The sequence below is a fragment of the Minwuia thermotolerans genome, from assembly GCF_002924445.1.
GTDB lineage: Bacteria > Pseudomonadota > Alphaproteobacteria > Minwuiales > Minwuiaceae > Minwuia > Minwuia thermotolerans.
Genome location: NZ_PIGG01000065.1, coordinates 162,515 through 187,671, shown reverse-complemented (window position 1 = coordinate 187,671; position 25,157 = coordinate 162,515). Strand labels below are relative to the sequence as shown.

23 protein-coding genes are annotated in these 25,157 nt (G+C 67.5%); 11 read left to right on the top strand and 12 right to left on the bottom strand.

The annotated features are described in order from the left end of the window. Positions 1 to 14 precede the first annotated feature (14 nt). Entirely contained in the window at positions 15 to 1,433 is a 1,419-nt protein-coding gene (locus CWC60_RS19175; protein ID WP_109795518.1) for an aspartate kinase, read from the top strand. Here the strand turns inward: CWC60_RS19175 and CWC60_RS19170 are convergent. Next, positions 1,430 to 3,307 carry a sensor histidine kinase gene (locus CWC60_RS19170; protein ID WP_164516641.1) on the bottom strand — a complete coding sequence of 626 codons (1,878 nt, stop codon included), beginning with the start codon at positions 3,305 to 3,307 and terminating at the stop codon, positions 1,430 to 1,432. The genes CWC60_RS19175 and CWC60_RS19170 overlap by 4 nt on opposite strands. 176 nt (positions 3,308 to 3,483) lie before the next feature. On the opposite strand from CWC60_RS19170, the gene CWC60_RS19165 reads away from it, so the two are divergent. Further along, positions 3,484 to 3,729: a hypothetical protein gene (locus CWC60_RS19165; RefSeq protein ID WP_125182828.1), complete on the top strand. Its 246-nt coding sequence runs from the start codon at positions 3,484 to 3,486 to the stop codon at positions 3,727 to 3,729. Here the strand turns inward: CWC60_RS19165 and CWC60_RS19160 are convergent. Beyond that, positions 3,726 to 4,640: an LLM class F420-dependent oxidoreductase gene (locus CWC60_RS19160; RefSeq protein WP_109795515.1), complete on the bottom strand. Its 915-nt coding sequence runs from the start codon at positions 4,638 to 4,640 to the stop codon at positions 3,726 to 3,728. The two genes, CWC60_RS19165 and CWC60_RS19160, sit on opposite strands and share 4 nt — an antisense overlap. A 95-nt stretch (positions 4,641 to 4,735) precedes the next feature. Between CWC60_RS19160 and CWC60_RS19155 the strand changes: the two genes are divergently transcribed. From CWC60_RS19155 to CWC60_RS19140, 4 genes are all read left to right on the top strand, one after another. Continuing rightward, positions 4,736 to 6,982, top strand: coding sequence for a LamG domain-containing protein (locus CWC60_RS19155; RefSeq protein WP_164516640.1), 2,247 nt, complete (start codon positions 4,736 to 4,738; stop codon positions 6,980 to 6,982). Beyond that, positions 6,979 to 7,434: an acyl-CoA thioesterase gene (locus tag CWC60_RS19150; protein WP_109795513.1), complete on the top strand. Its 456-nt coding sequence runs from the start codon at positions 6,979 to 6,981 to the stop codon at positions 7,432 to 7,434. The genes CWC60_RS19155 and CWC60_RS19150 overlap by 4 nt, the downstream gene beginning before the upstream one ends. A 74-nt stretch (positions 7,435 to 7,508) precedes the next feature. Next, a complete protein-coding gene (locus tag CWC60_RS19145; protein WP_109795512.1) occupies positions 7,509 to 8,312 on the top strand; it encodes a glycine/sarcosine/betaine reductase selenoprotein B family protein in 804 nt (267 codons plus the stop codon). A 7-nt stretch (positions 8,313 to 8,319) separates the two neighbouring features. Then, positions 8,320 to 9,141, top strand: coding sequence for a formate/nitrite transporter family protein (locus CWC60_RS19140; protein ID WP_206420046.1), 822 nt, complete (start codon positions 8,320 to 8,322; stop codon positions 9,139 to 9,141). A 13-nt stretch (positions 9,142 to 9,154) separates the two neighbouring features. Here CWC60_RS19140 and CWC60_RS19135 read toward each other — a convergent pair whose 3' ends face one another. From CWC60_RS19135 to CWC60_RS19120, 4 genes are all read right to left on the bottom strand, one after another. After that, positions 9,155 to 10,726: an acyl-CoA carboxylase subunit beta gene (locus tag CWC60_RS19135; protein WP_109795511.1), complete on the bottom strand. Its 1,572-nt coding sequence runs from the start codon at positions 10,724 to 10,726 to the stop codon at positions 9,155 to 9,157. Between the two features lie 133 nt (positions 10,727 to 10,859). Further along, the gene (locus tag CWC60_RS19130; protein ID WP_109795510.1) at positions 10,860 to 11,729 is read right to left on the bottom strand and encodes a mechanosensitive ion channel family protein; all 870 of its coding nucleotides are present in this window, start codon (positions 11,727 to 11,729) and stop codon (positions 10,860 to 10,862) included. 96 nt (positions 11,730 to 11,825) lie between these two features. Beyond that, positions 11,826 to 12,692, bottom strand: coding sequence for a pirin family protein (locus CWC60_RS19125; RefSeq protein WP_206420045.1), 867 nt, complete (start codon positions 12,690 to 12,692; stop codon positions 11,826 to 11,828). A gap of 1 nt (position 12,693) precedes the next feature. After that, entirely contained in the window at positions 12,694 to 13,707 is a 1,014-nt protein-coding gene (locus tag CWC60_RS19120; RefSeq protein WP_109795508.1) for a hypothetical protein, read from the bottom strand. Between the two features lie 176 nt (positions 13,708 to 13,883). On the opposite strand from CWC60_RS19120, the gene CWC60_RS19115 reads away from it, so the two are divergent. Continuing rightward, entirely contained in the window at positions 13,884 to 14,957 is a 1,074-nt protein-coding gene (locus CWC60_RS19115; protein ID WP_109795507.1) for a TauD/TfdA family dioxygenase, read from the top strand. Beyond that, a complete protein-coding gene (locus CWC60_RS19110) occupies positions 14,954 to 16,372 on the top strand; it encodes an amidase (RefSeq protein ID WP_109795506.1) in 1,419 nt (472 codons plus the stop codon). The genes CWC60_RS19115 and CWC60_RS19110 overlap by 4 nt, the downstream gene beginning before the upstream one ends. A 71-nt stretch (positions 16,373 to 16,443) precedes the next feature. Here the strand turns inward: CWC60_RS19110 and CWC60_RS19105 are convergent, their stop codons facing one another. Continuing rightward, the gene (locus tag CWC60_RS19105; protein ID WP_109795559.1) at positions 16,444 to 18,126 is read right to left on the bottom strand and encodes a flavin-containing monooxygenase; all 1,683 of its coding nucleotides are present in this window, start codon (positions 18,124 to 18,126) and stop codon (positions 16,444 to 16,446) included. A 165-nt stretch (positions 18,127 to 18,291) separates the two neighbouring features. Beyond that, positions 18,292 to 19,230: a glutathione S-transferase family protein gene (locus CWC60_RS19100; protein ID WP_125182827.1), complete on the bottom strand. Its 939-nt coding sequence runs from the start codon at positions 19,228 to 19,230 to the stop codon at positions 18,292 to 18,294. Positions 19,231 to 19,390: 160 nt separating this feature from the next. Between CWC60_RS19100 and CWC60_RS19095 the strand changes: the two genes are divergently transcribed. Further along, a complete protein-coding gene (locus CWC60_RS19095) occupies positions 19,391 to 19,900 on the top strand; it encodes a VOC family protein (protein ID WP_164516639.1) in 510 nt (169 codons plus the stop codon). A gap of 12 nt (positions 19,901 to 19,912) precedes the next feature. Here CWC60_RS19095 and CWC60_RS19090 read toward each other — a convergent pair whose 3' ends face one another. From CWC60_RS19090 to CWC60_RS19080, 3 genes are all read right to left on the bottom strand, one after another. Further along, on the bottom strand, positions 19,913 to 21,166 hold the full coding sequence (locus tag CWC60_RS19090) for a cation:proton antiporter (RefSeq protein ID WP_109795503.1): 1,254 nt from the start codon (positions 21,164 to 21,166) through the stop codon (positions 19,913 to 19,915). A gap of 114 nt (positions 21,167 to 21,280) precedes the next feature. Then, complete coding sequence (locus tag CWC60_RS23755; protein ID WP_164516638.1) at positions 21,281 to 21,595, bottom strand: hypothetical protein; 315 nt, start codon at positions 21,593 to 21,595, stop codon at positions 21,281 to 21,283. Between the two features lie 95 nt (positions 21,596 to 21,690). Beyond that, on the bottom strand, positions 21,691 to 22,656 hold the full coding sequence (locus tag CWC60_RS19080) for a putative metalloprotease CJM1_0395 family protein (RefSeq protein WP_109795501.1): 966 nt from the start codon (positions 22,654 to 22,656) through the stop codon (positions 21,691 to 21,693). Between the two features lie 162 nt (positions 22,657 to 22,818). Here CWC60_RS19080 and CWC60_RS19075 point away from each other — a divergent pair, with 162 nt between their 5' ends. Continuing rightward, a complete protein-coding gene (locus CWC60_RS19075; protein WP_164516637.1) occupies positions 22,819 to 23,835 on the top strand; it encodes an LLM class flavin-dependent oxidoreductase in 1,017 nt (338 codons plus the stop codon). A gap of 3 nt (positions 23,836 to 23,838) precedes the next feature. On the opposite strand, the gene CWC60_RS19070 is transcribed toward CWC60_RS19075, so the two are convergent. Next, positions 23,839 to 24,330: a YtoQ family protein gene (locus tag CWC60_RS19070; RefSeq protein WP_109795499.1), complete on the bottom strand. Its 492-nt coding sequence runs from the start codon at positions 24,328 to 24,330 to the stop codon at positions 23,839 to 23,841. A 157-nt stretch (positions 24,331 to 24,487) separates the two neighbouring features. Between CWC60_RS19070 and CWC60_RS19065 the strand changes: the two genes are divergently transcribed. Then, entirely contained in the window at positions 24,488 to 25,153 is a 666-nt protein-coding gene (locus CWC60_RS19065) for an SDR family oxidoreductase (RefSeq protein ID WP_206420044.1), read from the top strand. Positions 25,154 to 25,157 lie beyond the last annotated feature (4 nt).

The window sequence follows — 25,157 nt, the reverse complement described above, 5'->3', positions numbered from 1 at the left end:
TTCAGAGTAGTATCATGCCACATACAGTCGAAAAGATCGGCGGGACTTCCATGTCCCGCCTCAACGAATTGCTTGAACCGCTGTTCCTTTCGGGCGGCGACGATCCCTACGGCCGTGTCTTCGTGGTCTCCGCCTTCGGCGGCATCACCAACCTGCTGCTGGAGCACAAGAAGACCGGCGAGCAGGGCGTCTATGCGCGGTTCGCCAACGCCGACAACGACCATGGCTGGCACGAGGCTCTGGACCGGGTGGCCGAGGCGATGCGGTCGGCGCACCGGGAGATTCTTTCCCACGCAGGCGACGTCGAACGGGCCGACGAGTTCGTGCGCGACCGTATCGAAGGCGCACGCAACTGCCTGATCGACCTGCACCGGCTCTGCGCCTATGGCCATTTCCGGCTGGCGGAACACATGCTGCAGATCCGCGAACTGCTTTCCGGCCTGGGTGAGGCGCATTCGGCCTTCGTCACCACGCTGATGCTGCAGCGCGCCGGCGTGAACGCACGCCGCGTCGACCTGACCGGATGGCGCGACGAGGGCGACATGAGCCTTGATGAGCGGATCACCTCGGCGATGAAAGGCGTCGACCCGATGTCGGAGATGCCCATCGTCACCGGCTACGCGCAGTGCGTGGACGGCCTGATGAAGGAGTTCGACCGGGGATACTCGGAGGTCACGTTCTCCCGCATCGCCGCGCTCACCGGCGCGCGCGAGGCGATCATCCACAAGGAGTTCCACCTCTCCTCGGCCGACCCGAACATCGTCGGGCAGGACGCGGTGCGCAAGCTGGGCCGGACCAACTACGACGTGGCCGACCAGCTTTCCAACATGGGGATGGAAGCGATCCACCCGAAGGCGGCGAAGACGCTGCGCCAGGCGGACGTGCCGCTGCGCGTGACCAACGCCTTCGAACCGGGCGATCCGGGGACTCTGATCGACGATCAGCCGGCCGAGACCGCCGCAGTCGAGATCGTCACCGGCCTCGACATCATCACGCTCGAGCTGTTCGAGCAGGACATGGTCGGCGTCAAGGGCTACGACGCGGCGATCCTCGACGTGCTCAAGCGCCACAATGTCCGCATCGTCTCCAAGGTGTCGAACGCCAACACCATCACGCACTATCTGGACTCCTCGCTGAAGACCATGCGCCGCGTGGAGCGCGACCTTCAGGGGCTCTACCCCGCCGCCAGCATTTCGGCGCGGCCGATGGCGATGGCCGCGGTGATCGGGCGGGACCTGAACGGCCTGTCCGTGCTCACCCGGGGTCTGCAGGCGATCGCCGGCGCGGATCTGGAGGCGGTGGGCGCGAGCCAGGGCCCGCGCAATGTCGATGTCCAGTTCATCTTTGAACGCGACGCCCTGCAGCCGGCCATCAAGGCGCTCCACGCCGCCTTCATCGAGAATCAGCCGACCGAACTGCGCCGCGCCGCCTAGTCGGCCGCGTTTGTGGCTGCCGGGCCGTCGCTGACGGTGTCTAGGGGCGCGGCGAGCGGCAGGCGGACCAGCGCGACCGTCCCCTCCCCGGGGCGGGAGCGGAGCTCGAATTCGCCGCCCAGCAGGGTCACGAGTTCCCGGGTGAGCGGCAGCCCCAGTCCCATACCGCCATGACGGCGGTCATAGCTGTCGGCGGCCTGGCCGAAGGGCGAGAGCACCTTCTCCATGTCGTCGGAGGCGATGCCGATGCCGGTGTCGGCGATCGATATTATCACCGGCCAGTCGCCGGCGCCCGGCGCGGCCTTCACGCGAACCCGCCCGCCGGCCTCCGTGAACTTCACTGCGTTGGACAGCAGGTTGATGATCACCTGACGCAGCTTGCCGGTATCGGACCACAGGGCCGGCAGCGTGCCTGTGGTCTCGTCCACCAGTTCGACGCCCCTGTCCCTGGCCATCGGCGCAACCATCGCGATGGCGAAGCCGATGCTTTCGGCAACGTCCGTCTCCTCCACATGCAGCTCCAGCCGGCCCGCCTCCGAACGGGTCAGCAGCAGGATCTGGTCGACGAGTTGCAGAAGGTGCTGCCCGGCGGTCCGGATCGAGCGCGCATGCTCCTCATAGGCGCCGTCCTTGCCGACCGGGCCCAGCAACCGGTCAACCATGATGTCGGCGAAACCGATGATGGCGCTGAGCGGCGTGCGCAGTTCATGGCTCATGTTGGCGAGGAAGCGGCTCTTGGCGCGGCTGGCCTGATCGGCCTCGTACGCCTTGATGCGCAGCTGCTCGCCCGACTGCTGCATTTCGCCGAGCATGCGGTTGAACGCTTCCGACAGCGACCGGATTTCCCGTGGCGTGGGCTGCGGCAGGCCTTCGACCCGGGCCTCGGCGTTGCCGCCCTCGACCTCGCGCGCCACGGCCGCCACCGTCTCGATGGGCCGCGCAAGATGCCGCGCCAGCACCCAGGCGAGCGCCAGCGCCGCCAGCAGGCCGAGCGCGCCGATCAGCAGGGAGGCCATCTGAACCTGGTTGGCGTGGCGCTCCAGTTCCCGGATCGGCTGCGGCACCATCACGCCCCAGCCCGTCCTGTCGACGCTGGTGAAGCCGGCGATCATGTCGGCCTCCATGGCCGGCGAATAGAAGGTCTCGACGCCGGTTTCTCCGGCAACCATCCGGGCCACCGGCAGGATGGCCGATATGTCCTTCATTTCCAGCCGCCAGGACTCGTTCGGATGCGCCAGAACGCGGCCGAACTGGTCGACAATGGCGGAGTGGCCACGTTCGCCGAAGGCGATCTCCTTCTGGAGACGGAGAAGGTAATTCATGCCCAGCACGCCAAGCGCAGTGCGGCCATCGTCGAGTTGCCTCACCACCACCAGCTTCGGCTGGCCCGCCCAGTTGGCCCTGACGCCGGTGAAGACCACGTCGCCGTCCGCTGCTTTCGCGGTCGCCTGCAGTTCGCTGATCTCCGCCGGCGTATAGTATCCCTCGCGGTTCTCGACATTGAGGATGATGCTGACGGGCCGGCCCCTCTCGTCGACGATGCAGTCATGCTCGAAACCCATCTCCACCAGCAGGCGGGCGACGCCGCCGTCGATGGTCGTGCCGCCGTTCATCGCCGCGATCGAGAGCTGGAACACGGCCTCCACGTCCCGGGCGTAGCGGTCCAGTGCGTGCGACAGGTTCTTCGCCAGCAGCAGGTGGCGCTCGCTGACCTCGTCGAGTTCCTTCTCGTAGGCCGACCGCTGCGTCCAGAAGGCCAGGAGCCCGACGGGGATGACAGCGACCAGGAAGAAGGCGACAAGCAGCATGCTGCGCAGCGAATCGCCCCGCTGGCGACGCGCGCCTGCCTTCCGCTTGCTGTCCGCCTCCGCCATTGCATGCTCCCGGGCCGTCGCGGCCGGTTGTTCCATGCAGTCTACGCCATGCAGGACCGCGCAGGAAACAAGCCGGCATCACACCCGGCGTCATCAGGAAGCGCCCCTGTCACCCGGATCAGCACGACGGTAAAGATCGGATCGGCGGCGGCGGTCGAAGCCACGGAGGCATGAAGATGGCGGATGGCGAGGGCACCGGCATGGCCGGATGCATCGGCGGCGGCATCGTTCTGGGCGGCTGCGCCGTGGTGCTGCTGGCGGCCCTCGCCGGAGGCGTCATCGCGCTCGGCCTCTTCGCCGCGGTCAACCCGATCATCACCACGACCGTTCTCGTCCTGTTGGCGGCGGGCGGCATACGCGCCTGGCAGTTGCGCCGCCGGCACCGCAGCGACGCCGAAGGGGAGCGGCCGACCGACAGCTAGGCGCGCGGCGCGACGTCCTCCATGAAGGCGCGGAGCGCGTCCAGACGGGCATCCACGCCGCCGCGGGCGACCGGATCGAGCAGGATGTGACTGACCCCGATTTCCTTCAGCCGGCCGATGGTCTCCAGCATCTCTTCCGGCGAGCCGGCGATGGACTTCTCCGGCTCCATCGCCTTCGCCGGATCCAGGAAGACACGTAGCGACAGCGTCAGTTCGTCCGGGTCACGCCCGATCGCCCCGCACGCTTCGCGGCACTGCCGCCATTCGTCGGCCACGACCGGACGCGGCTGGAAGGCGGCATGGAACGCCTGTCCGTAGCGGGCGACGCGCCGGAACGCCGGCGTGCTGGAGCCGCCGATCCAGATGGGCAGCGGCTTCTGGACCGGTTTCGGCTCGAAGCCGACTTCGGGAAACTGGTAGAACTCGCCCTGGAACCTAGGCGCCGCATCCTCGAACAGCGTCCGGAAGATCTCGAGTTGCTCGTCCGTCCGCCGCCCGCGGAGGTCCCATGGCATGCCGAGAACGGCCGCCTCCTCTGCCATCCAGCCAACGCCGGCGCCCAGAATGACCCGGCCTTCGGAAAGGACGTCCAGAGTGGCTATCTGTTTCGCCGTCTGTACCGGCGGCCGGTAGGGCAGGATCAGCACCGTCGTACCGAGCCGGATCTTTTCCGTGCAGGCCGCGACAAAGGTCAGGGTGCTGATGGCGTCCAGCCAGCTCATGTCCGGCGAAGGGCCGAAGGAGCCGTCCTTGCTGTAGGGATATTTCGATGCGAACTCGGCCGGCCAGCAGATGTGGTCGCTGACCCAGGCCGAATGGCAGCCCAGCCGCTCGGCTTCGCGTGCGAAGCCGGTCAGTGTCCGTCGGTCGACGTTCCGCCCCAGATGCGGCAGATGAATGCCCCATTCCATGGCTCCCCTCCATGTCCGTTCTCTCCCACTCGCGCCAGTCTAGCGGGGCCGCTAGGATCGTGCGCGGGGAGAAATCGCATTCGGGGAGACAGGGAATGCGCGAGAAGACGATTACCGGCTACTGCAATCCGTTCTCGGCAACGCCGGGCGAGACCATCGGGTTCATGATCTCGACCTACGCGCCGGGCGACTATGAGGCCGAACTGGTGCATGTGCGCGCCGGTGACGATTTCAGCGACGCCAGCGTGGGCATGATCGAGGATGTACTGGCGGCCGATTTCGCCGGAACCTATCCCGGCCGGAATCAGCCGCTCCAGCCAGGTTCATTTGGCGTCGTCGAATCCGGCGCCCCCATCGGCCCCATGGACGGACTGACCATGGCCGCCTGGATCTGGCCCACCCTGCCGGGCGGCCGGTCGCAATCGATCCTCGGCTGCTGGGATGCGGACCGCCGCGCCGGGTTCCGCCTGCTGCTAGACGCCGAGGGGGCGCTGGCGCTGGAAATCGGTGACGGCAAGGGCGGCGGCCGGATGATCTCTACCGGCACGCCGGTCGTCCAGCGCCAGTGGTACCGCGTCTCCGCCAGCTACGACGCGAGGACCGGAGAGGTCCGTCTGAGCCAGCAGCCGCACGGCCTTTCACCGGGCCAGAGCGTGGCCGCCGGGGCCGCGGAGGCGCGAGCGACGCTGGAGCGAGGCCTGCGGCCGGAATCGGGCGAGGCTCCGGTCATGTTCGCCGCCAGCGCCGGCGCCGAAGGTCCCGCCGATCACTACAACGGCAAGATCGACCGACCGCGCATCGCCGCGCGCGCCCTCGACCCGGCGGATGTGGATCGCCTCATGGCCGCCGGTCCGGACGAATCTCTTCGCGGCGACCTGATTGGATGCTGGGATTTCAGCCGCGACATTCCCACCGACCGGATCACCGATCTCGGCCCGGCGGGCCGGCACGGCCGGCTGGTCAACCTGCCGGCGCGGGCCTCGACCGGGTTCAACTGGACCGGCGAAGCCCACGACTGGCGGGAGAAGCCCGAGCACTACGGCGCCGTACACTTTCACGACGACGACCTCTACGACGCGGGCTGGGAGCAGGATTTCTCATTCACCGTACCGGCGGACCTGCCGAGCGGGCTCTACGCGGTGCGCCTGCGCCATGGCGGCGACGTCGACCGCATTCCCTTCGTCGTCCGCCCTCCGCTCGGCACTGCGACGGCGCCCGCGGTCTTCCTGATGCCGACGGCCTCCTATCTCGCCTACGCCAACTACCGGCTGCGCCTGAAAGCCAACCCGCTGTTCGGCGACGGCCGGCCGAAATGCGTCAACGACGCCTTCCTCGGCGCCCATCCGGAACTCGGCGGCTCGACCTACGATCTGCACAGCGACCGCTCCGGCATACAATACTCTTCCCGACTCAGGCCGGTGACCAACATGAAACCGGGCGACAACCGGCCCTGGGGCCTGCCCGCGGACTGCAACATTCTCGCCTTGCTCGACCATGTCGGCGAACCCTTCGACATCATCACCGACGAGGACCTGCACCAGCATGGCGCCGCCCTTCTGGCGCCCTGGCGCTGCGTCATCACCGGCTCGCATCCGGAGTACCACTCGACCGCAATGCTCGATGCGCTGGAGACCTTCACCGGTCAGGGCGGGCGGCTGATGTACATGGGCGGCAACGGCTTCTACTGGCGCGTCGCCTTTCGCGACGATCTGCCGGGCGTGCTGGAGGTGCGACGCGCCGAGGACGGCACCCGCGCCTGGATCGCCGAGCCCGGTGAGTACTACCACGCCTTCAACGGCGAATATGGCGGGCTCTGGCGGCGGCAGGGCCGCCCGCCCAACCGGCTGGCGGGCGTCGGCTTCGCCGCCCAGGGTTTCGAGCGGAGCACCTATTACCGCCGGCGGCCGGAGGCCGACGACCCGCGAGCGGCATTCATCATGGCCGGTGTCACCGACGAGATCATCGGCGATTTCGGCACTGTCGGCGGCGGCGCGGCCGGCGAGGAGATCGACCGCCACGACGTCCGCCTGGGCTCGCCGCGGCATGCCCTGGTGGTCGCGACCTCGGAGGACCACGGCGAACAGATGCTGCGCACCAAGGAGGAGTTCCTGTCGACCATTCCCTGGTTCGACGACCCGAAGGTGCGTGCCGATCTCACCTTCTTCGAATGCCCCAATGGGGGAGCGGTGTTTTCCACCGGATCGATCAGCTGGGCCGGCAGCCTCGGCCACGAGAACTGGAACAACAACGTGGCCCGCATCACGACCAACGTCCTGCGCCGCTTCATCGATCCGACGCCCTTCGAACTGCCCGGCGAGACTGCGAAGGGAGACCGCAGATGAGTCAGCGCAACGCGTTCCGCTTCGCCCATCCCTTCCGCGTCCGCTATGCGGAGATCGACGGCCAGGGCATCGTCTTCAACGCCCACTACCTGACCTATTTCGACACCGCGATCACCGAGTATCTGCGCCATCTGGGCTATGACTACGAGGCCGAGGTCAAACGCACGGGCGACGACTTCCATCTCGTCAAGACGACGCTGGAGTACAGGGCGCCGATTCGCTTCGACGAGGAGATCGAGGTCGGCGTCCGCGTGCCGAGGATCGGCCGTTCCTCGCTGGTCTTCGAACTCGGCATCTTCGGCAAGGGCGAGAGCGAACCGCGGGCGACGGGCGAGAACATCTGGGTGAACACCAACCAGACGACGCACGAAACGGTGCCCGTGCCGGACCGGTTCATCGATCTGATCCGGACCCTCGAAGGCGATGCGCTGGAAGTCGGGCGGCCGGGATGACGGCGGCGGTTCCGGCTGCCGGCCCGGCGCGCTAGACTGCGCTTCGCATCGATCGCCTGTCGGGGGAGAAGGCCATGGAACCGGTCCGCTATGTCGAACGCCTGAACGAGAAGTACCAGTCGCTGGGCTTTCCGCCGTACCAGTGGACCATCAACGAACATGCGCCGCTGACGCCGCTGGAAAAGCCGCTCGGCGCGTGCCGCGTGTCCATGCTCACCACCTCGGGCGCTTCGTGCCGCGGGGAGCCCGGTTTCGACCCGGACGCACGCAACGACCTGCGGCTTGACGCAGTGCCGTCGGACTGGCCGGCGGACGGCTTCGAGATCAACGACAACTATTACGACCACACGGACGCCAACGCCGATATCAATTGCCAGTTCCCCATCGAACGGCTGCGGGAACTGGCGGCGGATGGCGTCATCGGCAGCGTCGCGCCCCGGCTCTGGAGCGGCTTCATGGGGCGCATCTACAAGCGCCAGGCGACACTGGAAAAGGCCGCCTGGCTCGCCGACGAACTGAAAGAGGACGGCGTCGACCTGCTGATCCTGGTGCCGGCCTGCCCGCTGGACCATCAAACCGCCGGACTGGTGGCGCGCACGGTCGAGGAAGCGGGCATTCCCACGGTCTGCGTCTCCACCGGCCGTGATCTCTCGGCGCAGGTGAAGCCGCCGCGCACGGTCTTCGTCAATTTTCCCATGGGCAACGCCTTCGGCCGGCCCGAAGACCGGGCCCAGCAGCGCCGGATTCTGACCGACGCGCTGGAGCTGGCCGCGAGCGGTACAACGCCGGGCGAACTGGTCGACCTGCCCTATGACTGGGGCGAACCGGTGACGGTGTTTTTCAAGGAAACGACGCGCGAATATCAGTTGAAGAAGTAGCAGCGCGGTGACCGCGCCAGCGCCGAACGGGACCGGCAACCCCATGGACGCCTATACGCCGGCCGAGATGGCCGTGCGCGTCCGCACCGTCGGCGTCGCCAAGGTCAGGCTCCCCGCCGTCTCCGTCCTCACCCTGGGCCTGCTGGCGGGGGCGTTCATAGCCTTCGGCGCGGTCCTCTACACCATCGTCATGACAGGCTCGCCGCTGGGGTTCGGGCCCGCGCGGCTGCTCGGCGGCGCGGCTTTCTCGCTGGGCCTGATCCTGGTGGTCGTCGGCGGCGCGGAACTGTTCACGGGCAACAGCCTGATGGTCATGGCCTGGGCGGCGCGGCAGGTGAGCACGGCGCGTCTGCTGCGGAACTGGGCGCTGGTCTATCCTGCCAACCTGGCCGGGGCGCTGGGCACCCTTGCCCTCGTCTGGCTCGCCGGAACCCACGACATGGCGGACGGCGCGGTCGGCGACACCGCGGCGGCGATCGCCGCCGCCAAGCTCTCCCTGAACCCTCTGGAGGCGTTTGCCCGCGGCGTTCTCTGCAACGTGTTGGTCTGTCTCGCGGTGTGGCTCTGCTTCGCCGCCCGCGATGTCGCCGGCAAGGTGCTGGTAATCGTGCCTCCGATCACCGCCTTCGTGGCGCTCGGCTTCGAGCATTCGGTCGCCAACATGTACCTGATCCCGGCCGGGATGCTGGCGGGCGGCGAATTCGACCTCGCCGGCCTGCTCGGCAACCTCGTTCCCGTAACGCTGGGCAACATCGCCGGCGGCGGCCTGCTCGTCGCCGGCGTTTACTGGATCTGCTACCTGCGCGGCCGTACCGACGAGACTGACTAGGTCCGGCGATCGCTCAGTAGCAGGTTGGCCAGTAGGCCAGCGGGTTGGGCTGCCCCCAGGGCTTCGGCTTCACCCGCAAGCGGCGGATCTGCGACTGCAGCCAGCGCTTGGTCTCGGCCGGGTCGACAATCTCGTCGACGCCGAGAATGCCAGCGCCATCATAGGGGTCGGTATCCTCCGTCCACTGCTCAATCAGAGCCGCACGCTCCGCCGCCGCGTCCTCGGCCTGTTCCAGCCGCCCGCCATGCACGACATTGACGCCGACGTCCGGATCCATGAAGGAGAGTTCGGCCGACGGCCAGGCCGCGACGACATCGGAGCCCATGTTGGTGCCGCCCATGGCGAAGTAGGCCAGCCCGAAAGCCTTGCGGAAGACCAGCGAGATACGCGGCACCCGGCAGATCGACAGCGCTTCCACCATCATGATGGCGCGGCTGAGCAACCGGTCGTGCTCCACCTTGGACCCGACCATGAATCCGGGTACGTCCTGCAGGAAGACGAGCGGGATGTTGAAGGCGTCGCAGAGACAGATGAACGCCGTGATCTTGTCACACGCGCCCGGTGAGAGCGCGCCGGCGTAGTGCAGCGGCTGGGAGGCGACGAATCCCACAGTCCGTCCGCCCATGCGCGACAGAGCCGTGATGATGCTGCCGCCGAAGCGCGGTTTCAGCTCGAAGATGCGGTCGTCGTCCGCCAGGTAGCGCAGCACCCGGCGCATGTCGTAGGCGCGGGTGCGGCGCATCGGCACCAGGTCGTAGATCGTCTCGTCGACATCCGCGAGGCCGGGCCAGTCGTGCTCCGGGGGCAATTCCCAGGCGTTCGACGGCAGGTAGGAGAGGAAATCCCGGATCAGCTGGAAGGCCTCGTCCTCGGTTTCGGCGACCCGGTCGATCATGCCGGTGACCTTTTCGTGCACCTCGGTGCCGCCCAGATCCTCGAAGCTGATCTTCTCGCCCGTGGCGATCTCCACCACGCGCGGGCTGGTTACCGCCATGCAGGAACCCCTCAGCTGCACGACGAAGTCGGAGAAGGCGCCCTGGAATGTGCCACCGCCGAAGCAATTGCCCAGGATCGCCGTCGCCAGCGGAACCGAGCGGTTGCGCCGGTGGGTCTCGACGCTGGGCGTGACCTTCACGAAGCCCTCCGAGCCCAGGGTATCGGGAATGCGCGCGCCGCCGGTCTCGGCGAAGAAGACGAAGGGATGGCCGTGCTCCACAGCCTGCTGCAGCATGCGCGTCTTCTTGCGGCTGCCGACCACCGAGCTGGAACCGCGCTTGACGGTCAGGTCGTCGCCACCGACCCAGACCGTGCGGCCATCGACCGTGCCATAGCCGCCGATCTTGCCGTCGCCGGGCGAGGTCGCAGCGTCCTCGGGCCGCTCCGACCGGGCGAAGGTTCCGAGTTCGATGAAGCTGTCGGGATCAAGAAATCGGTCAATGCGCTCGCGGACGGTCAGAGCGCCGCGATCGTGCAGCCTCGCGATGCGCTCGGCGCCGCCCATCTCCTCGCGGATCTTCCGCCGCCGCTCCCGGAACACGCCGGTCACGCTGCCTACATTCTCGTCGCCGGTTTCGCCATCGGCCATTGCCGTCCTCCCCTTGGATCGCAGTTGCCGAACGGCCTACTCCGCCGTCCGCGTCGCCCCGGATTAATGAAGGGGCCTGCGGACGCCGGCAAGGGCCGCGCACGCGCATGGCGGCCCGCGCGAGACGGGCGGCTCAGCGGCCGCTTTCCGACGGGCGGCCGTCCACCAGTTCGACCGCGCTCGAGACGTCGGCGCTCAGTTTCCAGCCATTGTCGAGCACGGCCGAGCGCGCCGCTTCCATCGCGGCGGTGCGCACCAAAGCGAAGTCTGCGCCACGGAAGGTGTCGATCCAGACCCAGACCTCCAGCATGACATGGGTGGCCTCGTAGCTGGCGATCGTCACCCGCGGCTCCGGCGTTTCCAGTACGCCCTCCAGTCCGGCGACCCGGGCGACGATCGCCGCCCGAACCTCCGGCAGCGGCGCGCGGTAGTCGACGCCCAGGGTGAAGGTCGGCCGCCTCAGCCCGTCCCGGGTGAAGTTGATCAGCGGCGAATTGAAGATGATCGAATTCGGTATGTAGATGTCTCGGCCGTCGGCGGTGCGGACATGTGTGTTTCTCAGGTCCACAGCCGTCACCGCGCCTTGCGGCAGGTCGCCCGACTGAATGAGATCGCCGATGCGGAAGGGACGGGAAAAGACAAGAAAGAAACCCGCCAGGAAATTCTCGCCGACGCCGCGGAAGGCAAAGCCGAGAATCAACGCCGTCATCCCGCCGCCGGCGAGCAGACCGGCGGCCAGATTTTCCCAGCCGAGCAGATCGGTGGCCAGCAGCACCCCCAGGAAGGCGAATATCCAGACCGGCAGACGACTGACGAAGTTGGCGTGGATGCGGTCGCCCCGGCGGCGGACCAGCGACCCCAGCGCACGGCCGATGATCCAGCCGACCAGAACGAACGCCAGCAACAGGACGAGCGCGCCAGCGAGGTCGGGCAGTAGTTCCGCCAGACGTTCGAGATGGCGATCCAGTTGCGCGGCGGTCTCCGTCTCGGACTCGTTTTCCATGGCCGCGCCTTGCGTCCTCCAGGCTCGGAACGGGTGATCGGCTCCAATCCTAGGTCGAGGCTCCGCACCGCAGGCGCAAGGCGGCGGCAGCGACTGTCAGACGCGTTCGATCTCACCCATGCGGCCGGACTGGTAGTCGCGGACGGCGGCGTGGATCTCTTCCTCCGAGTTCATGACGAAGGGACCGTAGCGCGCCACGGGTTCGCCGATGGGCGTGCCGCCCAACAGCAGGAAACGCCCGCCCTCGCCGGCCCCCGACACGGTCAGCGAGGCGCCCGGCCCGAAGACGGCCATCTGGCCGCGTTCGACCGTTTCGCGTTCCCGACCAAAGGATACCGTGCCGTCGAAGACATAGGCGGCGGCGTTGAAGTCCGTCGGGATGGCGATTTCCGCCTCCGCGCCGGCGCCGACGCGCCAGTCCTGCAGCCAGATCGGCGTCCGCGTGCCGATCTTCGCCGCTACACCGAAGGCCTCGCCGGCAATGACCACCACCTCGATGCGCCCGTCCGGACTCGCCGCGCGCGGAATTTCGGCGCCGGCAAGATGCTGGTAGCCGGGCTCCGCGAACTTCTCCCGGGCCGGCAGGTTGACCCAGATCTGGAAGCCGTGCGCCGTGCCGCCCGCCCGCTGCATTTCCGGCGAGGGCAGCTCCGAATGGACGATTCCGGCGCCGGCGGTCATCCACTGCACGTCGCCGGCGCGGATCAGCTGGGTCTTGCCGGTGGAATCCTCGTGCAGCTTCTCGCCCTGCAGAATGTAGGAGACGGTCTCGAATCCCCTGTGCGGATGATCAGGCGCGCCGAGCGCCTCCCCCGGTCCGTAGTCGACGGGACCGACCTCGTCCAGCATCAGGAACGGATCGACCTGGTCCAGCCCCCTGGTGGGCACGGGCCGGCGCACCAGAAAGCCCGCTCCCTCGCGCTGCTGGTGCGCGGTAACGGTCTGCGCGATGCTGCGGCTCAACTCATTTCTCCTCGATGGCGACCTTCGCCGCATAGTCGGGCGGCGTGTAGCCTGCCTGCTTGTAGAGATGCACGGTGCAACCGCCATCGGCGCGCGCTGGATCGGCGAAGACCCATTGCGCCCGGCCGAACCAGCGCAGGGTCGCGGAGCCGTTCCAGATCGGGCAATGGGTGCAGTAGACCGGCAGGCGTTCCCGGCCGAAGGTCAGCGGACCGGCTTCCTCGACAAAGGGCAGGTCGCCACCCTCCCCAGCATAGCTGCCGGACTTCCGCAGACGGCCGCCGCTACCGCAGGGATCCATCTCGATGATGAAGCGGTCCGACTCCTCGGTGACGGCGACATGGCTCATGTGCTGCTTCAGAAGGAAGGCGCTGATCCGGGCGAATTCGGCCGTCGGCAGCTTTTCCCAAGCCTCGAAGCCGGCTCGCTGTCCCTCGGCCAGGTCGAGCTGGAACCTCAGAAGTTCGTCCTCGCCAAAATGTTGTAGCGCCCAGGCGAAGCTGTCGGCCATGAAGCGGATGATGCGATCGTGAAAGGGTACGTAATGCGCCGTCTCACGCCTGCGGAGCACCTCTCGTGCGGCCTCGGCGTCGCCTTCGTCGATGCGGGCGACGATCTCCTTCGCCAGCGCGCCGTGGTCCTCGTGGAAGGCTTTCAGGCAGGCAGCATAGGTCTCGGGCAGCGCCGCCGCCTCGCCCGCCGCGCCATCTGCCGCGTCGACGCCCACGCCATAGAGGTTTCCGATGTCCTGCCTGAAGCGGTGAATCAGCGCCGTGATGCCGTTGGCCGCTGCGGCATCCGGTCGGCGTTCCAGGGTCGAGACGGCGAGATCGGCGATAATCCGGACCGTGATGCCGAGGCCGCCCACCATCATGGCGTATTCCTTGGCGAGGCTTCGGGTCTCCCCGTCGCCGTCCTGCACCAGCCGCCGCGCCGCCGCCAGATCGCCGGCGGCCAGCGCGCCGTCGACCTTCTCGCAGAGCCTGACGCCCCATTCCCCGATCGGTATGCTCATGGCCGGATCTCCCCTGTCCTTGCCAGATATCTCCCCGCGTTCAAGCGTGCTTCCCGGCCAGGCTGCTGTCAAACGGCACATCGCCGCCCGCCGGGGCCGTCTTTCGGAGTGACCGCCCACTTCCTATACTGACACTTCAGCGGGTTTCACCCGCCTGACGACTGGGGAGGCGTCGGATGACCAACCATGACCTGAAACCCGTCAGCGGCCGGAGCGTCTGGCACGGCCGCGACCTGGAAGTGGATCGCAGTTTCGAGTTCGGCCTGGAACCGGCAGATGTCCGCGAACTGGAAGACGCGCTGGCGAAGGCGAAGACCGAAGGGCTCGCCTATGCCGATCTGACGGCGGACAATTTCCGCCTGCCAGGGCTCGGCGCGACGATGCGGCGGATCGAGTCGGAATTGCGCGACGGGCGCGGCTTCGCCTTGTTGCACGGCTTCCCGGTCGACGGCCACGACCTTGCCGATCTCGACATGCTCTATTTCGGCCTCTGCGTGCAGCTTGGTCAGCCGCTGACACAGAACAGCGACGCGACGCTGATCCACTACGTCACCGATGGGGCGCTCAGGCCCAACCAGGGCACCCGCGGCGTCGGTCTGCCGAAGGAATCGCGCCTGCATGTCGATCTGACCGACGTGGTCTCGCTGTTCTGCGTCCGCCAGGCGCCGGACTCGCCGCACAGCCGCGTCGGCAGCGCCGGACAGATCTACAATACGTTGCTGGAACGCGGTCCCGAGGCGCTGGAGCGGCTGATGGCCGGCTTTCACTGGTCGCGCATGGGCGAGCAGCTCGGCTGGGAAGCGCCGTATTCCGAGTACCGCGTGCCGCTGTTCTCACTCGCGGCAGGGCAGCTTTCCTGCCGCTACAACCGCAACTGGATCGAAAGCGCCGCCACGAATGACGAAAGCCTGGTCACGGCGGAGGAGCGCGAGATCTTCGACCTGATCGACGAGATTGGCCACGAAGCCCGCTTCGAGTTTCCCTTCGAGAAGGGCGACATCCAGTTCTGCAACAACCTGACCGTTCTGCACGGGCGCGCGGCCCACGCCCCGATCGAAGCGGAAGCCGAGAAGCGTCTGCTGCTGCGCATCTGGCTCGACCTGCCGGACTTCCGCGAGACGGTGGACGAGGCGGTGATCCGGTATGGCATTGGCCGCCACGGCCTGATCGGCTTCACGCCCGAGGAGATGGCGGCAGGCCTGCACCGCCAGCCACGGCCCCGCCGCGCCGACGGAGCGATCCGGCTGTGAGCGCGGAACTGCACTGGAAATCGGCGGCGGAACTGACCGGCGATTTCCGCAGCGGCGCCGTCTCGCCCGTAGAGGTGACGTGCGCCATGCTGGACCGGATCGAGACGGTCGACCCGCTGCTCGGCAGCTATGACGAAGTGACCGCCGAGCGGGCGATGGCTCAGGCGGCGCGGGCCGAGACGGCCTGGCGCGCAGGCGAAGCAGGACCGCTGACCGGCGTGCCGGTCGCCGTCAAGGCGCTCTGCGACATGAAGGGCGTGCGCACCGCCGCCGGCACGAAGGTGATGCGCGAGCGGGTCGCCGAGACGGACGCGACGGTCGTGCGGCGGCTGGAGGAAGCCGGCGCGGTGATCCTGGGCCTGCTGGTGATGACCGAGGGCGCCAGCGCGGTGCACCACCCCGAGACGCCGCAGCCGAAGAACCCCTGGAACCCCGACTACTGGTCGGGCGCGTCGTCCAGCGGCTCCGGGGTCGCCGTAGCCGCCGGTCTCTGCTTCGGCGCGCTGGGATCGGACACCGCGGGCTCGATACGCGCCCCGTCGCACTTCAATGGCGTGACCGGCCTGAAGCCGACCTATGGCCGGGTCTCGCGCGCCAAGGTGTTCCCGCTTTCGGCGACGCTGGACCATTTGGGACCGATGACGCGGAGCGCGGAAGACGCCGCCTCGATGCTGCGCGTCATCGCCGGGCCTGACGAGGCCGATCCGACGGCTGTACGGCGTTCGATCAGCGGCGATCTTGCCGGTCTGGATCAGGGCATCGAAGGGCTCAGGATCGGCGTCGACGAACGCTGGATCACCGACGGGGTCGATCCGGAACTCAGCAAATCGGTTCTGGAAGCGGCGGCAGAACTGGAGCGTGCCGGCGCCGTCCGGGTGAATGTCGATGCCCCCGACCGCGGGGAGGCGATCCGCGCCGGCGCGGCAATCCTGCATGCCGACGTCGCCTTGGCGCACCGCGACCTGTTTCCGGGACGCGAGGACGACTATGGCCCGCACCTCGCGGAGCTCATCCGCATCGGGCAACGCCTGACGGGCGTCGAACTCGCAGAGGCGCACGAACGCCGTCGGAACTGGACGGGGCGGCTGGCCGCGCTGCACGAGGAGGTCGATCTGCTGATCCTGCCGCCGACACCCGCGCCGGCGCCGCCGGCCCGGCTGACTCACGCACTGTCAGGCGACTTCTTCGATCAGGGCGATGTCTTCCGCTTCACCCTGCCCTTCACGCTATCCGGGCAGCCGGCGCTCACCCTGCCCTGCGGTTTCAGCCGCCTGGGTCTGCCCCTGGCGTTCCAGCTGATCGGCCGGCCGTTCGAGGAGGCGGCGGCGTTGCGCGCCGGCATGGCCTGGCAGGCGCGGACCGACTGGCACCTCCGCCATCCGGACGAAGCCGCCTGGCAGGGCCACGCCGCCTGAAACGCGAAACGGCCGGCTTCCCGATGGAAGCCGGCCGTCTGCAACGCTACAGAGGGCAATTGGCAGTGCCGTCAGTCGGCGGCGTCGCCCACGCGCTGGGCGTTCAGGGCCGCGGCATAGGCCTCGCCGGAGGTCATCTCGATGCCCTCATAGCCCGCGCCGGCGACCTGCTTGATACGCTGGACGTATTTCGGCGCGCCGCCGTTGTAGACCAGATAGCGCGGATTGCCGGCCTCGTGGCCCTCGACGTTCGAGTTGTAGCCGGTGAACCAGGACTTGGCCTTCCGCATCAGCATGACCGAGTACATCTGGACCACATGGTCGGTCCATTCCTTCTCGGCCTCGGCGCTCGCCTCGACGCGGGTATAGCCCCGCTCCTGGACGTATTCCAGCATGTCGCTGACCCAGTTCACGCCGGTCTCGATGCCGCGCGGGTAGTTGGTCGACGCAGAGCCTGACTGCGGTCCGGCCGGCAGGAACATGTTCGGGAAACCGTGGATGAACATGCCCAGATAGGTCTGGATCGCCTCGTCCCACTTGGCCTTCAGGCGCTCGCCGCCGACGCCACGGATGTCGATGTGATCGTAGGCGCCGGTGATGGCGTCGAAGCCCGTGCCGTAGATGATGATGTCGAACTCGCGCTCGACGTCGTCGGAGGTCATGATCCCCTTCTCCGTGATCCGCTTGAGCGGCGTCTCGGAGAGATCGACCAGATGCACGTTGTCGCGGTTGTAGGCCTCGTAGTAGTTGGTCTCCAGCGGCACGCGCTGGACGCCAAAGCCGTGGTCGCGCGGAATCAGCTTCTCGGCCAGTTCCTTGTCGTTGACGCGCTGGCGGATACGGTCGGCGATGTATTCGGAGAACTCCGCGTTCGCCTTCTCGTCGGTAAAGATTTCCCGGAAGTTCTGCAGCCAGATGCCGAAGCCCGGCTCGTCATAAAGACGGTCCCAGAGCTTGATCCGCTCCTCCCGCGTGACTTCCCAGAAGCCGCGCCGGTCGGGCTGATGCTCGAAGCCGCCCGGCGACTTGGCGCAGTTGGCGAAGATCTCGTCATAGCGCGCGCGGATCTCCGCCATCTTTTCGTCGTCGATCCGGTAGTTGTTCAGCGGCGCGGCCCAGTTCGGCCGGCGCTGGAACACGGTCAGTTCGCCCACCTTGTCGGCGATCTCGCCGATCACCTGGATGGCGGTGGCGCCGGTGCCGATGATGCCGACCTTCTTGCCCTTCAGGTCCACGCCTTCGTGCGGCCAGTAATAGGTGTGGAAGGACTGGCCCTTGAAGTCGTCGATACCTTCGACGCGCGGCATGGTCGGCTGCGAAAGCAGACCGAGGCCCATGACCAGGAAGCGGGTCGTCAGGGTGCGCCCGTCGTCCAGGCCAAGACGCCAGAGGTTCTCCGCCTCGTCCCAGTGCGCCGACTTCACGAAGACGTTGAACTGCATGTACTTGCGCAGGTCGAACTTGTCGGCAACGAAGTTCAGATACTTCAGGTTCTCCGGCTGCGGCGAATAGGCCTCGACCCAGTGCCACTCGTCCAGCAGTTCCTGCGAGAACGTGTAGCCGTAGGTGTAGCTCTCCGAATCGAAACGGCAGCCCGGATAGCGGTTGAAATACCATGTGCCGCCGAGATCGCCCCCGGCCTCCAGCACGGTCGCGTCCATGCCCATATCGGCGAGGCGCTTGATCTGATAGATGCCGCACACGCCGGCGCCTATCACAATGGCCTCATAGTGTGTCTTGTTCTTGTCGGTCACCATCTGCTCCTGTTCCTGAATGCTTTCCGGCCATTTTCGGCCGATGCGGACCAGCCGTCGCATCTGGAGCGCGGCAGAGGGTCCTCCCCACAGTTTCTGGCCATTAATATACTCATCGGTAGGTTTTTCTGTCAAGTAGTAAACCACACATCGTTGCATGAAATGCTACGCTGCGTCACACAACGCCCGCGCATGGCGGATCGCGAAACCGACCCTGGGAAAATGCACCGCCACCTCACCCACCCTGTCGTCTTCGCGAACCAGGGTAATCCCTTCCGGGCCGTACCCCCTCAGCATGCCGGCGACCGGCTCGCGGCCATAGTCCGTCGGCGTCACTTCGACAAGGTCGCCCTCGCGCCAGCCTTCGGCGTTGGCCATGACGCCAGCCGGCGGCTCCGGCATGGCCTCGCGTGCGGCGTCCAGGGCGGCTTCGGCGCTCATCGCGCGCATCTCGCCGTGGCCGATCGCGGCAATGCGATCCATGAAGGCGATCAGCGCCGGATGCGGTTCGAGAACGCGCGCAACGCCCGGGCCGTTGACGCGGATGAACCAGAGCGGATGGTAGAGCGTGAAATCCGCCAGCCCCGGCCGATCACCGGCGACGAACGGGCGGCCGTCGCGAAACAGGTCCGCCATCCAGGCAAGCCGCGGCCGGAGCTGTTCCAGATGGCGCGGCACCGAGGCCTTGATGCGTTTGATGTCGGCGCCCGCCGCGCCCCGCATGCGGGCCCGATCCTCATGGAACGAAGCCGGCATGACGTCGGCATTGGCCCCCATCACGTAGACCGCCAGGGTCCAGAAGGACGGCCCCTCGGCGAAAGCCGACATCACATTGGCGAGCCCCCGGCCGCCCGCCATGATCGACGGCTCCGGCCAGCACCGCTCCAGTTCTTCGGCGATCCGCCGCGTGTCGCAGTAGATGTCGGCGCCGATCTGCATGACCGGCGTCTTGCGGTAACCCCCGGTCAGCGGCACCAGATCCGGCTTCGGCAGCGTCGAGGGGATTTCGACGCCCGACCAGGCAAGCCGCTTCAGACCCAGCATGGGCCGGACCTTCTCCGCATATGAAGAGATGCCGTAATGATGAAGTATCGGACTGGACACGACCGCCTTCCCCCGTGGTCGCCCTTAACGTTCGTTCAGTGTAGGCCCGCCCCGGCGCCACACCAACCGCGATGTACACGACCCTGCCATGTTGTTGGCCACCGGGCCGCTCGTCGATAGGCTGCGGACGGAGGAGAGGGAGCCGCAAGGGGAGACGCGGATGACACTGCCGATGGACCGGAACAACCTGCAGATGTTCCATATCAACGTGAACTGCAGCAATCTCGATCGTTCCGTTGCCTTCTACAAGGCGCTGGGGTTCAAGGTGATCAACGATTTCAGCATGGATGAGCCGGCGGACGGCCGCGACCGGACGATCGGCGAACGGACGCCCGGCCTGGCGGAGATTCTCGGCGTCGATCCGACCGCGAGGATGCGCGCGGCCTTCCTGCGCCTCGGCGACGATGCGCGCGCGACGATCCTCGACCTGATCGAGTGGATCGAGCCGAAGCCCGGCGGCGCGCCCGCGCACATGACCCAGATGGGCATGGCGCGGCTCTGCTTCCGGGTGAAGGACTGTGACGGGGCCTATCAGGCCGCCGTGGCCGCCGGCGCGGAATGCTTCACCGCGCCGACGATGCTCGCCATGGGCGGCACGCGCCAGAAGGTGTTCTGCTGCTACGATCCCGATCGCACGATCCTGGAATTCCAGGAGTTCCAGAAGCCCTGAGGCGGCGGCGCCTCATTCGGGCTCGGGGTTCTTCCTGGCGAGAAAATAGCGGATCACGTTCTCCATCGTCAGGCCCTGGACGATGATCGAGAAAATGACGATCACATAGGTGACCGTCAGCAGCAGCGGCTTGTATTCGCTCTCGTCGGGCAGTGAAAGCACCAGCGCCACGGAGATGCCGCCGCGCAGGCCGCCCCAGGTGAGCATGGGAATCGCACCCGTGGTGAAAGTACGGCGCAGGCGCAGGACAGTGACCGGCAGCCCGACCGCCAGGAACCGCGCCGCGATGACCAGAGGGATGCAGACGAGGCCCAGTATGATGTCTTCGGTGTGGAAGGCGACGGCGAGCACTTCCAGACCGACCAGCAGGAACAGCACCGCGTTCAGAATCTCGTCGATCATCCGCCAGAAGGCTTCGACATGTTCGCGAGTATTCTCGCTCATGCCGTAGCGGACGCCGCTGTGGCCGATCAGCAGACCGGCCACGACAACGGCGATGGGGCCACTGACGTGCAGGCGGATCGCCAGAGCGTAGGTTCCCATCACCAGAGCGAGGGTGAGCAATACCTCCAGCGCATAGTCGTCCATGCGCCGCATCGCCTGGAAGACGAGCCAGCCTGCCACGCCGCCGAGGACCGCGCCGCCACCGACCTCAACCACGAAGAGCCGCGCCACATCCACCGCTCCGAGCGTGGACTCATGGCCGCCGAAGGCCAGCGCCGTGACGATCAGGAAGAGCACATAGGCCACCCCGTCGTTGAACAGGCTTTCCGCCGCGATCTTGGTCTCCAGCGAATGCGGCACCTTGATGCGCTTCAGCAGGCCGAGCACGGCGACCGGATCGGTCGGCGAGATCAGGGCGCCGAAGACCAACGCGATGATGAAGGGGACCCCGGCGAGAAAGTGGAACCCCGTCGCCACCAGGGCCGCAGAGGTGAGCACGCCGATGGTCGCCATGGAAGCGACGGCCCACTTCTCCTTGCGCAGCGCATCGAAGTCGACATGCAACGCACCGGCGAACAGCAGGAAGCCGAGCATGCCCTCCAGCAGGGTGTCGGCGAAATCGATGCCGAACAGTTCCTTGCGCACCCTGTCGTCGAGAGAAAAACCCGGTATCACGGCGTCGAGGCCGATCAGGATCAGGGACGCGACGAGGCCGATGACGACCAGGCCGATCGTGTTGGGCAGGCGCAGGGAAAACTGGTTGAGGACGCCGAAACCTGCGGCCAGACAGACCAGAATGGCGGCGATCTCGAAGAAATTCACCTGGCGGGCCTCCGGACGCGGTGAAGGAGGGGACCGTCACCGGATCCCGCCGACACTCTGACCGCGCCGCGTCCACGCTTCAAGACGCGCGCGGGCGGCTCGCGTCGGGTCCGCTCAGTCCTTTCGGCGCTTCGCCACCGCGGATGCGCTGCCCGACGGCAACTGACGGCCCGGCGCATAGGTCGCCGTTTCGAAGATGTCGTCCCGCCGCCGCGCAAGGTCGAGGAAGGGCTCGGCGTCGCGCTGCGTTCTGCCCGGGTTCCGCGCGCGCTCACGGAAGGCCCTGTTCATCCGCTCGCCATCGCCGTGGGGCCGGCGGACATGACCAACAAGCGAGGCGACCGACCGTTTGCGCTTCCGCACCTGATCGGCGATTCCATCGACATTCGGCTGAATGCGCGCCTCGTCCGTATTGATCCAGTAGGCCATGGCTTGCCTCCATCAACGCGTGAGCCAGGGGGACGCTACCCTTGTGGAAGAGGTTGGGGCGGAGGGCGCGCCGTTCAAGCCGGCTCCGGCGCCGGTCAGACCCGGATATCGACACCCGTCCGCCTGACAGGCGCGGCGGCCTCTGCTGCCGCGGCCGGCATGGCTTGCGCCTCCAGACGGGTCATGCCGCCCGTCGCAATGCCGGCGATGCGGTCGATCCCCTGGGACAAGGCCGCCATGAAGCCTTCGGCGCGCGACTTGCGGTCGTCCACGGCGCCCAAGCCGTCGGTTGCCGCGCCATCGCCCTGTTCGTCCCGGGCCTCGGCCCCGATGGAATCGCCGGCGGACTGAGGTCCGGCCGTGGCCGCCGCCTCGCCGGTCGGGATATCGGCGGCTTCGCGGGGCTCCGGCGCCTTCACCTCGCCGCCCTCGTCGAAGCGCGCTCCGGCCTCCTCGGCCGTCTGGGCGGCGATCTCGGCCCGGGCCGCATTGCGCTTGGCCGTGGCGTCGGCGGCCACGCGGCGGTCCTGCCCCGACGGCTCGGCCGGAGCCAGGGCCGCCTTGCGGACAATATCCATCTTGTCGACGGTCGCTTGCGGATCGCCGGGCACCGGACTGGTCGAAATGGAGACATGGCCGCCGGTGGCGTAGCTCCGCCCGTCCGGGCCGCGTTCGAGTTCGTATTCCGGCGCGCTGGCGTAGCGGCCGCCGGCGCGGGCGTGCGCCTGTTCATGGGCGCGGACCTCACGGTCCTGGGCCTGCAGGTCGCGGACTTCCTTCTTCTCTTCCTGGCCGAGTTCCGAGGGCGCGCCCGATCGCGGCTCAACCGTCGGCTCTTCGGCCGGCTTGCGGGAGCGGCTGCCCTCTTCCTGGGCCGCCACCAGCGTCCCGCCGGCAACGGTGAAGCCGCCGCGGGCCTCGGCGAATCCGTTGCCGCGGCCGCGGTACTCGGCGAGGCTCTCCGCCACCGGACGCACGCCCTGGGGCGCCGCCTCGCGACTCGAGCGGGCGGTCGAGTTCGCGACCGTCGCCGGAGGCGTCGATGACAGTCCGACGATCATGCCGACCGCTTCCGCGCTCTAGAGACTTCTCGGCTCATGCCGCCAGCAGAACCCGGACAGGTTAACAAATCGTCAACGCCGCGCCGCACCGCACCCTCTGGCCCCGGCGGACGAATGCGGTCAGGATCGCCTGCGGGAGAGAGACAGACGGGGAGAGAAACCATGGCCCGACCGCCGCTTCGGATCGGCGTCGCCTACGATTTCCGCAATCCGCCGGATTCCGGCATCGCCAACACCGAGCTCTACGGCACTATCCTGGACCAGGTCGCCTGGCTCGATGGCCTCGGCCTGGACCTGGTCTGGTTCACCGAGCACCACTTTCTGGAGGACGGCTACCTGCCGTCATGGACGCCAGTGGCCGCGGCCATGGCCGCGCGGACGAAGCATGTCCGCTTCTCGTCGGACATCTGCCTGATGCCGTTCCAGAACCCCGTCAGGCTGGCCGAGGACCTGGCCGTCATCGACAACCTGTCGAACGGACGGATCGAGATCGGCATCGGCATGGGCTATGCGCCGCACGAGTTCCGTGGCTTCGGCATTCCGGTGAAGCAGCGCGTCTCCCGTACCGAGGAAGGAATCGAGGTGCTGCAGCGTTGCTTCTCGGGCGAGAAGTTCAGCTTCGCCGGCAAGCGATACCGGTTCGAGGATGTCGAGATCCGGCCCGGCTATGTCCAGGAAGGCGGCCCGCCCATCTGGATCGCCGCCATGTCGGAGCCCGGGGCGCGGCGCGCCGCCCGCTTCGGCGCCAACCTGCTGCCCCAGGGACCGCGGGCAGAGGTTCTCGATCCCTGGCGCGAGGACATGCGCGCCGCCGGCCACGATCCCGATAGCCGCCGCGTCGGCATCATCCGGTCCTGTCTCGTCACCGACGATCCGGAGCGGGACTGGCCCGCGGTGAAACAGGCCGAGCGCTACCGCATGGAGGTCTATCTGCGCTTCAACCGGGAATCCGGCGACGGTCTCGCCACCAGCCGGGATGTCGACCGCATCCCTCAGAGCTGGGTGGTCGGCGACGTCGATCACTGCGTCGCCGAGCTGTCCGCCTTCATCGCCGAGTACGGCGTCACGGATCTTGTGACCTGGGGCGTGCCGCCGGGCATGACCGCCGCTCAGATGAACCCGCATCTGGAGCGGTTCGTGCGCGACGTCGCCCCCCGCCTCAAGGCGGCGGCGGGCTGACCGCTACTCCGCCGCCTGAGTGCCCGACATGACCGCCGGCATCCGTCCGCTAATGATGTAGGCCAGCGCCTGCACGACCTGTTCGGGCTCCCGGGCGACGGCGTTGGCCGCGCCGTCGACTTCCTTCAGCGCGTGGTCGTGCTGCTCGGGATGGAGCGTGATGTAGGGAATGCCCAGAGCCGCCGCAAAACCGGCGTCGAAGGCGGCGTTCCACTGCTTGTACTTTTCCCCGAAGCGGACGACGACAAGGTCGGCCTCCCGGATCAACGTCTGGGTGCGCATGGCGTTGAGCTGCGCGCCCTTGCGGTCGTGCCAGAACTTGTCCGGTTCGGCCCCGAAGATCGCGACGCCGCAATCGTCGGAGTCCTCATGGACGGTGATCGGCGCGCTCAGATCGACCGGCAGACCGGCCTCGGCGATGCCGCTCTCGATCCGCTCGCGCCAGTCGCTGTGGATTTCGCCCGACAGATAGACGCTCCAGCGCTTCTCGCTCATGGTCTCGCTCCTCATTGGCATGGTTTCCGCCACTATGGCTGGCGTGGCCTCAGGTTCCAACCGGCAGGGCGCGCGGCGGTTCCATCCCGGCGCGCCTTCATCTAGCTTCGGGCGGTCGACACCGCCGCGCCATCATCCGTCTTCCGGGAACCGAACCATGACCAAGCGAACCGCCCTCGTCACCTGCGCCGAGCGCTATATGGGTCCGGCGATCGCCCGCAGGTTCGAAGAACTCGGCATAGCGGTGATCCGGGGCGGCGAGCCCATGAAGAGCCAGGCCGAATGCGAGGCGCTGGTGGCGGCCGCGGGCCGGATCGACATTCTGGTCGCCAACCTGGCCGAACCGCCGATGACCGGGCCGGTCGAGGCAATCGACAATACGGACTGGCGGAGACTGTTCGAATCCATGGTCGATCCGCTGATGTACGTGGTCCGCGCGGTGGTTCCGCAGATGCGGGAGCGGCGGTCGGGCAGGATCATTGCCGTGACTAGCGCGGCGCCGCTCCGTGGCATTCCCAACAACGCCGCCTACTGCGCCGCGCGCGGCGCGCAGAACGGCTTCATCAAGGCCCTGGGACTCGAACTGGCGCGCGAGAACATCCAGGCCAACGCCATCGCGCAGAACTACATCAACAACGACACCTATTATCCCGACGACATTCTGGACAACGCGAAGTTCCTCGAGCACGTCAAACGCAACGTGCCGACCAACCGGGTGGGCGCGGCCGAGGAAACCGCGGAACTCGCCGCCTACCTCGCCAGCGAAAGGTGCAACCACATGGTCGGCCAGATCATCCCTCTGGCCGGCGGCTGGGCGACCTGAGGCT